Here is a 3,002-nt window from a genome sequence, read left to right on the forward strand (position 1 = left end):
GCTTACGAAGCTATCAAAAATGCGATCACAGGTCACCCTGATTTCATCTTTGAGTAAAGCTAGTTCTGAATAGTTACCATATTTTTTTTATTTTCTGGCTCCCCCCTCCTGACTGAGCCCGTCAGCGCCGGTGGTGAGACGCGCCAAGGCCACATCTTCATTTTTTGCTGCCTCTTCACTGTCATAAACCCCAAACACAGCATTTTTGAGCGGGGAGCCGTTTCCGTCTACTTTTCTAACGTTCGCGCGTACGAGTTCGTACAAGGATTCCACAAACTGACACAGGGGATGGCGTGGAGGGTGGGGAAGGTTGAGGGGGTGGTGATGCAGGAAATTGTTGGTACATCCCGTAGATATTATTTCCACTCTCATATCCGCAGATTCCCTTTGCATTCCATCCCACGATATAGTAAAATTGAGCCAGACCTATATGTACTAGAACAAAGGAAGGAGAACCTATATGAAGAAAACCAGAAAATATCTTCTCTGCCTGCTGACACTCGCCCTAATGCTTTTCCTGCCAGCCGCAGCAGCACAGGCCGCATCCGGTCAGCAGCCAGGCTATGTCAGTAGCATTACCGCCAAGGTATCCGGCAACAACCAAGTGACCGTCACCTGGAAGAAAGCCAAAAACGCCACTTCCTACCGTGTATACTACAAACAGGCGGGCGGCAAGTGGAAAACCCTTGCCAACGTCAACGATACCAAATACACCCACACTTCCAGCAAGAAATATCCATTAACTGAAGGAAAGAAATATGTGTATACCGTAAAGGCATATAACCGTTACGGCCGGAAATGGGGTTCATATGACAGAAATGGCAAAACTGTCACAATCCCGGCTATCCCTGGCAAGGTCAACGTTACCAAGGTAAAAGCAAACAGTTACCAGGAAGTGCAGGTGAACTGGAGCAAGGCAAAAAACGCTACTTCCTATCATGTGTATTACAAGGAAGCAGGCGCAAGGAACTGGCGCAAGATTGATTCCGTCAGCGGACGTTATACCAGTTTCAAGCATCGCTCATCCAAGTCCTTTCCATTAAAGCCTGGCAAGAAATATGTGTATACGGTCAAGGCATACAACGGAAGATTCAAAAAGTGGGGTTCCTACAACACGAAAGGCTGGAGCGTGTCTGTTCCGAAGAAACCGGAAGGAAAAGTGCCGGGAACAGTCAAGTTATGTTATGTAAGCGCAACAACCGACAGCGAAGTCATCATTGACTGGGAAGGTGTAGAGAATGCAACATCTTATTGTATCTATTATAAAGAATCCGGGGCTAAGAACTGGGTTAAGATTGCTACCGTAGGCAGCAATACACAGTTTTACATCCACGAATCCTCTTCCGCTTACCCGCTGAAGGCTTCATGTAAGTACTTATACACTATAAGGGCATACAACAGCGATTCAAAAAAATGGGGCGGATATAATACGAAAGGCTGGAGCGTTACAACTCCTGAAGACCCGGACGCTACACCAATGCCGCAGCCAACCAAAAAGCCGCAGCCGACAGAAGCACCAAAGCCGTCTCCAAAACCGACATCAACCCCGAAGCCAACACCAACCGCTACTCCTACCCCTTCACCGGAAGAGATTGCGGCCAACGCTGAGAAGATGGCCAAGGAAGTCATCAGACTGACGAACATTGAGAGGAGAAAATACGGACTTACTGAACTGAAATATCACGCAAAACTTCAGCAGGCAGCAATGACCAGGGCAAAGGAACTGGAAATCAAATTTGCTCACGAAAGACCTGATGGAAGTGACATCGGAACCGCAGCATTTGAAGCAGGTGTAGGAAATCCTGGTGGTGAAAACATCGGAGCGGGATTTACAAAACCGGAGGCGGTTGTTAAAGCGTGGATGGATAGCGATGGACATAGAACTACTATGCTGCAGTCCCACTACACCCACATCGGCGTAGGCTACTACAAAGGCAAGAACGGCACCGGATACTGGGTGCAGGAATTCTCCAGCGGACCGGACGAAAAATGCACGTTAACTGTTGACGCAAACGGCGGCACCTTCCCGAGCAAGGGCGGGGTGGAGAAGTTTGAGATGGCTGTGCCGAAGGGGATGACGCTGTATGCAGATGATTTTGAAAAACCGGTTAAGGCTGGATGTGTGTTTGAGAAATGGACAAGCCTTTATCCAGATGGCTATGAAAATAACAAAACAACGAAAATTCACATGAATGAAAGCAAAACCTTAAAGGCAAACTGGAAAGATGCCACAGCATCTGCAAAAGTATCATCTATAAATGAGGACATCTTTTCAGACGGAGTAAGTAATGACAGCAATGCTGAAAATACAAACACTGACAGTTCTTTTGAAGTAATAGAGTCTGTTGACGAAAATTCCAAAGAATTGGACATTTCGGAAGACACAGATGAAAGTGAGGTTGAATTTGTAGAAGACAATTTACAATAAAGTAATATAAAAATCAGCGTTCTCGCAAGAGAACGCTGATTTTTATATATCCCCCCTCCTCCTCCATCATATTTTTTTTATTTTTTAGCTTCCCTCCTGACTGAGCCCGTCAGCGCCGGTGGTGAGCCTAACAATCTCTTCCTCCTCGTTCTTCGCATCCTGCTCATTTGCATAAATACCAAACACAGCATTTTTGAGCGGGGAGCCGTTTCCGTCTACTTTTCTAACGTTCACGCGTACGAATTCGTACAAGGATTCCACAAGCTGACACAGGGGATGGCGTGGAGGGGGGGAAGGTTGAGGGGGTGGTGATGCAGGAAATTGTTGGTACATGCTACCGATTCCCTTTGCATTCCATCCCACGATATAGTAAAATCGAACTAGACCTATATGTACTAGAACAAAGGAAGGAGAACCTATATGAAGAAAACGCTTGACAAACAACAATTTTTTCAATTCTACAAACTTGAATTTGACTTGCCTATTTTCTTAAAATTTCATGTGGAGCTTCTATTTCATTTGCCAAGGTATGCTCTGTTAATTCTGACATCAATTTCAATTTTTTATTAATCAA

At 45.6% G+C, this 3,002-nt stretch carries 2 protein-coding genes and 1 pseudogene; 1 reads left to right on the plus strand and 2 read right to left on the minus strand.

Annotated features, from left to right (window positions below; genetic code table 11):
- Positions 1-460: 460 nt before the first annotated feature.
- Positions 461-2,428, plus strand: coding sequence for a CAP domain-containing protein (locus WMO75_RS19105; RefSeq protein WP_349078771.1), 1,968 nt, complete (start codon positions 461-463; stop codon positions 2,426-2,428).
- Positions 2,429-2,512: 84 nt separating this feature from the next.
- Here WMO75_RS19105 and WMO75_RS19110 read toward each other — a convergent pair whose 3' ends face one another.
- Positions 2,513-2,662, minus strand: coding sequence for a hypothetical protein (locus WMO75_RS19110; protein WP_349078772.1), 150 nt, complete (start codon positions 2,660-2,662; stop codon positions 2,513-2,515).
- 247 nt (positions 2,663-2,909) lie between these two features.
- Positions 2,910-3,002: pseudogene (locus WMO75_RS19115) on the minus strand (LPS biosynthesis protein); the annotation flags it as partial.

Source organism: Blautia intestinihominis (genome assembly GCF_040096655.1).
Taxonomy (GTDB): Bacteria; Bacillota; Clostridia; order Lachnospirales; family Lachnospiraceae; genus Blautia_A; species Blautia_A intestinihominis.

Excerpts from the sequence above, each read along its gene's own strand:
- WMO75_RS19105 (WP_349078771.1), top strand. The coding sequence starts at position 461 with ATGAAGAAAACCAGAAAATATCTTCTCTGCCTGCTGACACTCGCCCTA.